General features: G+C 75.4%; 5 protein-coding genes. 2 read left to right on the top strand and 3 right to left on the bottom strand.

Translation table 11 applies throughout. The annotated features are described in order from the left end of the window. Window positions 1-236: 236 nt before the first annotated feature. On the top strand, window positions 237-1,085 hold the full coding sequence (locus ACFV9M_RS08425) for a chaplin (RefSeq protein WP_385066924.1): 849 nt from the start codon (window positions 237-239) through the stop codon (window positions 1,083-1,085). A gap of 81 nt (window positions 1,086-1,166) precedes the next feature. Here ACFV9M_RS08425 and ACFV9M_RS08420 read toward each other — a convergent pair whose 3' ends face one another. Beyond that, window positions 1,167-1,355, bottom strand: a complete 189-nt coding sequence (locus ACFV9M_RS08420) for a DUF5703 family protein (protein ID WP_385066927.1) — start codon at window positions 1,353-1,355, stop codon at window positions 1,167-1,169. Window positions 1,356-1,402: 47 nt separating this feature from the next. On the opposite strand from ACFV9M_RS08420, the gene ACFV9M_RS08415 reads away from it, so the two are divergent. Beyond that, window positions 1,403-2,263: a hypothetical protein gene (locus ACFV9M_RS08415; RefSeq protein WP_385066929.1), complete on the top strand. Its 861-nt coding sequence runs from the start codon at window positions 1,403-1,405 to the stop codon at window positions 2,261-2,263. Window positions 2,264-2,385: 122 nt separating this feature from the next. On the opposite strand, the gene ACFV9M_RS08410 is transcribed toward ACFV9M_RS08415, so the two are convergent. Further along, window positions 2,386-4,887 carry a helix-hairpin-helix domain-containing protein gene (locus ACFV9M_RS08410; RefSeq protein ID WP_385066932.1) on the bottom strand — a complete coding sequence of 834 codons (2,502 nt, stop codon included), beginning with the start codon at window positions 4,885-4,887 and terminating at the stop codon, window positions 2,386-2,388. Continuing rightward, window positions 4,884-5,870 carry an aldo/keto reductase gene (locus ACFV9M_RS08405; RefSeq protein WP_385066935.1) on the bottom strand — a complete coding sequence of 329 codons (987 nt, stop codon included), beginning with the start codon at window positions 5,868-5,870 and terminating at the stop codon, window positions 4,884-4,886. The genes ACFV9M_RS08410 and ACFV9M_RS08405 overlap by 4 nt, the downstream gene beginning before the upstream one ends. Between the last annotated feature and the right edge of the window lie 186 nt (window positions 5,871-6,056).

Genomic DNA, 6,056 nt, shown 5'->3' with positions numbered 1-6,056 from the left:
GCAAACCCCCTCCCACACCCCGCGCCGCCCCGCGGGGGGGGGGCCCCCCCCGGGGGGGCCGCGGCCCCCCCCCCCGCCGCGCGGCCCCCGACCGGTCTTTTGGCGTCCCTTCACGCGGACGTCGAAGGAAAAGCCGAAGAAGCCGAAGAAGTCGAAGAAGTCGAAGAACCCGAGTCAATCGCGTACCTGGAATGATGCGAGCAATTCGGGACGAGATCGAAAGCAGGGACTCAGCAATGCGACAGGTCACCCGCAAGAGCCTGATGACCGTTGCGGCGGCGACGGGGGTGATCGCCGCCGCCGGCGGCTACGCCCACGCCGACTCCGGCGCACACGGGTCCACGTCCAACTCGCCCGGCGTCCTGTCGGGCAACACGGTCCAGGCGCCGGTGGACGTGCCGGTGAACGTCTGCGGCAACACCGTCGACGTCGTCGGCATCCTCAACCCGGCCGTCGGCAACTCCTGCGCCAACCGGAGCGCCGGCCACGGCGGCGGGGGCCGGCACGTGGGCGGCGGAGAGCACGGCGGCGGCCAGCACGGCGGGGGTCGGCACAGCGGCCAGGGCGGCGGCCATGGCGGCGGCCAGGGCGGCTCCGGGGCGCACAGTGGCTCCGGCGGCGCACACGCGGGCGGTCACACCGCCCACTCGCCCGGCGTCGCCTCCGGCAACCACGTCGAGGCGCCGATCCATGTGCCGGTGAACGTCTGCGGCAACAGCGTCGACGTCATCGGCGCCCTCAACCCGACGACGGGCAACGACTGCGCCGACGACAGCGCCCCCACCGGCAACGACTACGGCACGCCTCCCGGCGACCAGACCCCCGGCAACCCCGGCACCCAGACCCCCGGCAAGCCGGCCGACTCCATCCCGGTCGGACCCCAGGGCGCGCCGTCCACCCCGGAACGGGTCACCCCGGCCGGGCACGCGTCGGCGCGGCAGCCCGCCCACGCCGCGCAGCCCGTCCACTCCGCGCAGCTCGCGCACACCGGCAGCGAGCTGCCCCTGGGACTCGCCCTGCCGGTCGGCGCGGGCACCCTGCTCGCGGGCGCGGTGCTCTACCGCAAGGCACGCGCCTCGGCGTAACCGGCCCCGCGCCTCGGGCGCCTTCCACGACGGAGCGGGCCCCGCCGCCACGGGGCCCGCTCCGTCTCCGTCTTGTTCAGCTCACCACGTGGCACGCGCCTGGCGGATGATCCGGCGGCGCAAGCGCACCCTGCGGCTGCCGTCGCGCAGCAGGCTCAGGCGGTGCAACTCCCAGTGTCCGTACTCGGCATGGTCCGTCAGCAGACGTGTCGCCTCCTTGCGGGAGACCCCGCGCGGTACGTACACGTCGACAAATTCGTATTCCGGCATCGCATCTATTGTGCGGGCTGGGGCTCGGTACGGATAGCGTCTGCTCTATGTCTGATGCTGCGCAGCCCACCGCTGCCGAGGTACGCGCCGCCGCCGAGGCGGTCAAGACCGCGCTCGACCGCCACCTGGCCGCGGTCGAACGCAGGACGGGGGAGGACGACCCGGCCGTCTACGAGGCGTTCAACCAGCTGGCCGCGGCCGCGGAGACGTACGACGAACTGCTCTACGACCGCTACGACGAGGTCACCCCCTTCGAGATTCCCGCCGCGGACGACTCGCTGCCGCCGTACGCGGGTCCGGAGGAACCGAACGCGCTCAGCGTGCTGATCCGCCGCGACTACGCCGTGGCCGATCAGCAGCGGCTGCTGGTGCAGGCCGAGCGGGTCGAGGCGGCGGAGTACACCGGCGGCGCCGACGCGGACAGCCGGGCCTCCGGCACCGTCCACGGGGCGCTGGGTTTGCTGTTCGGGGAGTTCGAACCGGACGAGATCGCCTCGCGGCACAAGGAGTTCGGCCTGGAGGAGGGCGACTCCACGCTGTGGGTGGTGGCCGCGGAGGAACCGCCCGAGCCGGGCGAATGGCTGGAGGCGCCCTTCGAGCAGCTCGACCCGCAGCGGGTGGTCTGCCGCTTCGACGTGAGCGCGGTGTTCGACGACGACCTCGACGACCTCGGGGCAGCCGACGGCATCGAGGACACCGGTGACGTCGAGGACGTCGAGGACGTCGAGGACGTTGAGGACATCGAGGACACGGTGGACGACGTAGACGACGATCTCGACGCCGATCTGGACACCGACCCGGACACCGATCTGGATGAGGACGGTGAAGACGGTGAGGGCGAGGATCCGGGGCCGGTGGACGCGGATCGTGCGGGGCGGATCGGCCGCGCGGGCCGTTTGGACCGGTAGCCGAGCGGACCGGTAGCCGGGCCGCTCCGGCCGGCGGCCGCCGGCCGGCGGTCGGTGGGCGGACGAGCGGCGGTGGCGAGGGGATCGCCCCGCCACCGCCGCCGTTCGCTGGGCCCGGCCGGTCAGCCGGCCGCAGGCACCTGGGTGCGCAGCAGGGCGGACAGCCGGGTGGTGCGGGGCTTCGCCGGAACCTCGGCGACCGCTCGGGGCAGGGCCTGCTCGACCCCGTGGACCACGGACAGATGGCGCTCCGCCCGCCCGAAGGCCGTGTACACCCAGGGCCGGGAGAGGGTCCGCGAGGCGTCCCCGGGCAGCACCACGACCGCCGCCGGCCATCGGGCGCCCACCGCCTGATGGGCCGTCAGCGCCCAGCCGTGCCGCACGGACTGCTCCACCCGCTCGCGCGGTACGACCACGGACGCGCCCGCCAAGGACAGGTGCAGCCCGTCCGCGTCGGCCTTCACCACCTGGCCCGGAACCGTGCGGCCCGGCGCGGGGGAGTAGGCGATCCGGTCACCGGGATCGAACCCGCCGAAGCGGCCGGGACCCGGGTTGAAGCGCTCCTTGAGGGCGGCGTTGAGCGCGCGCGTTCCGGCCGCGCCCCCGTGGCCCGGGGTGATCACCACCGTCTGCTCGGGGGAGATCCTGAAGGCCCGCGGCACCGAGTCCGCGACGAGCTGCACGGTCCGGTGCACGGCCTCGCCCGCGTCCCGCACCGGGACGATCACGATCTCCTTGCCGGGCGCGTCGACCCGGCTCAGCTCGCCGACACCGATCCCGGAGACCAGCTCGCCGAGCGGGCCCGGGTCGGGGGTGCGCGAGGCCACCTGCGGACAGGCGCGCGCGGCGAGCAGGTCGGCGAAGACCCGGCCGGGCCCGGCCGACCACAGCAGGGCCGGATCCCCGCTGAGCACGAGCCGGGCCGCGTCCGGCAGCGACTCCACCGCCATCGCGGCGCTCTCCACGTCCAGTTGCGGCGCGTCCAGCAGGATCAGCAGGTCCACCGCGAGCGCGCCGTCGGTGTCCCGGCCGGGTCCCTCGGCACCGGAGAGCAGACCGGACAGGGTGACCACGGCGCCGTCCCCCTCGTCCACGAGGGAGGCGAGCCGGTGCCGTCCGTCCGGTGCGTGGCAGGCGGCCACGGCACGCAGACCGAGGCCCCGGGCGGCGGTGAGCAGGGCCGCGGTCTCCGCGCGGGCGGCCTCCCCGCCGGTGTGCAGCACCAGCCCGTGGGCGGCGACCGCGCGGATCAGTTCGGCGGCGCTGCCGCGGGCCGCGCCAGCGGCCGGCTCCCAGCCGGCCGAGGCTTCCTTGGGCGGGGAGTTGACCACCCGTGCGAGGCCGTCGGCGAGGCTCTCCTCGGCGAGCGCGTACCGCTCCAGGCCGACCAGGACCCGGACCGGGCGCGCCTCCTCCTCGTCCTCCTCGTCCTCCCCGGCCTGCTCCTGCGGTGTCTCCCCGGCGCGTTTCGCACCGGCCGAGGCGGCGCCGGGCTCCTCCAGGGCGTCCTGGAAGGCGAGGGCCTCGCCCTCCGCGAGGGTGCTCTGCACCGCCGCGTCCGCGTCCGGCACGCCCCGCTGGGCGAGCGCGGCCGTCAGCGTCGGCAGTTCCAGGGCGGTGTGCCCGGCCAGGGCGGCCTGCTCCAGCAGCCACACCGTCACCGCGCGGCCCCGCCGCTCGTCGTCCGGGGCGCAGTCGGCGCCGAGCAGCGCCCGCGCGAAACCGTCGGCCTGCTCGGGCCGTACCCCGGGGACGCGCAGCAACTGCCAGGGATCCTCGCCCAGTGCCTGCTCCGCGCCCTCGCCGAGGGCGGAGGCGACCTGCGGCGCCAGCGCCTCGGGCGCGCCGCCGCCGGCCAGGACGCGTCGGACGGCCTCGACCGTCTCCGGTGCGGGCGCCGAGGCCGCGGCGGCGGGCTCCGCGACCACCGGCTGCGGTCGCCGCTCGGGCTCCGGGGCCGGGCGGCGCGGGGCGGGCGCGGGTTCACCGAACCCGGTGGCGGCGGGCTTCGCGCCGCTCTCCACGGCCCTGACGGCCGCGAGCAGGTCGGCGGCCTTCCCGCTGAGCTTGGCGCCGCTGTCGATCGGCGCCTTCTCGGCCTTGCGCCGCTCGATCCGCTCCCGCTCCAGTTTCTGCGCGGCCAGTTCGGCCTCGGCCTCGGAGAGCGACCCCGAGTCGACGCCGTCGCCGGGCCCGGAGTCCGCCGTGCGGCTGCCGCCGTCGCCGGTCCCGGCGCCCGGCGTACCGTCGCCGGCCGCGCCCTCGGAGTCCGTCGTACCGCCGGCCTCTCCGGGCTCGGAGTCCGTGGTGCGGCTGCCGCCGTCTTCGCCCTCGGCGTCAGCCGTACCGCTGCCGCCGGCTCCGCCTTCGGCGCCCGGGGTGCCGTCGCCGTCGCCGTCGTCCGCCTCGGAGCCGCCCTCGGCGCCCGCGCCCGGCCCGGTTCCGCCTTCCCCGCCGTCCCCGACCGCGGAGGGCCCGCGCCCGGTCCGCTCCGGCGTCTGCGGGGAGGCGGTGTCGTCGGCCGCCGTTCCGTCGGCGGGTGTGCCGTCGGTGGGTGTGGCGTCGTCCGGGGTCCCCGGCCCGGTGTTCTCCGTCGTCTCGGGGGGCTCCGGCTCCGTGCTCACAGCGTGCTCCAGTCGTGATCGGGATAGCGGTGCACGGGCGCCGACACGTCGTCGAGCGCCCGGCAGATCTCGTCAGGAAGACTAAGCGCCTCCACTGACAGCGCGGCCGTGAGCTGCTGCGCGGTGCGCGGGCCCACGATCGGGGCGGTCACGCCGGGCCGGTCGCGGATCCAGGCCAGGGCGACCTGGAGCGGGGTCACCGCGAGCCCGTCCGCCGCGGTCGTCACCGCGTCCACGATGCGGCTCGCGGTGTCGTCCAGGTACGGCTCGACGAAGGGCGCGAAGTGGTCGGAGGCGCCGCGCGAGTCCGGAGGCAGCGCGTCGCCCCGGTACTTGCCGGTGAGGACGCCCCGGCCCAGCGGCGAGGAGGGCAGCAGACCGATGCCGAGGTCCAGCGCGGCCGGCAGCACCTCGCGCTCCACACCCCGCTGGAGCAGCGAGTACTCCATCTGCGTGCTGGCCAGCCGGGTGCGGGCGCCCGGTGCGGCGAGCTGCCAGGTGGCGGCCTTGGCGAGCTGCCAGCCGCAGAAGTTGGAGACCCCGGCGTAGCGGGCACGGCCGCTGGCGACCGCTATGTCGAGGGCCTGGAGGGTCTCCTCCAGCGGCGTGGAGGAGTCGAAGGCGTGCACATGCCACACGTCGACGTGGTCGGTGCCCAGCCGGGCGAGGGAGGCGTCCAGGGCGGCGAGGAGGTGGCCGCGCGAGCCGTCGAAACGGCGTTCCGGGTCGGGGACGCTGCCCGCCTTCGTGGAGATGATCAGATCGCGGCGCGGAACCAGGCGCTCCATGAGCCGTCCCAGCAGATACTCGGCCTCTCCGTCGCCGTACGCGTCGGCCGTGTCGACGAGGCTCCCGCCCGCCTCCCAGAACGTTTTCAAGAGGTCCGCGGCGTCGTGCTCGTCGGTGTCGCGCCCCCAGGTCAGGGTGCCGAGCCCGACGCGGGACACACGCAGGCCGGTGCGGCCGAGATGCCTCTGCTCCATGAACGCCGAGATTACTGGCCAGAACTGGGCAGTGGGTTGCCTGTGGACAACCGAATCCCGGGCGGTCCCGGTCCCGTTTCGGGCAGGCCAAGGACCTGATCGGTCCGACGCGCCCCTCGCCGCACCGCCCTCCCCTCGACGGCGGCCCGCGCGCTACTGTCAGCGGAACAGCGTCGTTACTGATCA

This window comes from Streptomyces sp. NPDC059895, assembly GCF_042731035.1.
In the GTDB taxonomy this organism is placed as follows: Bacteria; Actinomycetota; Actinomycetes; order Streptomycetales; family Streptomycetaceae; genus Streptomyces.
Note: the sequence above shows the minus strand (reverse complement) of the source record. Positions and strands in the feature narration are given on the sequence as shown.

Coding starts and splice junctions, on each gene's coding strand:
- ACFV9M_RS08425 (WP_385066924.1), top strand. CDS start 237: ATGCGACAGGTCACCCGCAAGAGCCTGATGACCGTTGCGGCGGCGACG.
- ACFV9M_RS08420 (WP_385066927.1), bottom strand. CDS start 1,355: ATGCCGGAATACGAATTTGTCGACGTGTACGTACCGCGCGGGGTCTCC.
- ACFV9M_RS08415 (WP_385066929.1), top strand. CDS start 1,403: ATGTCTGATGCTGCGCAGCCCACCGCTGCCGAGGTACGCGCCGCCGCC.
- ACFV9M_RS08405 (WP_385066935.1), bottom strand. CDS start 5,870: ATGGAGCAGAGGCATCTCGGCCGCACCGGCCTGCGTGTGTCCCGCGTC.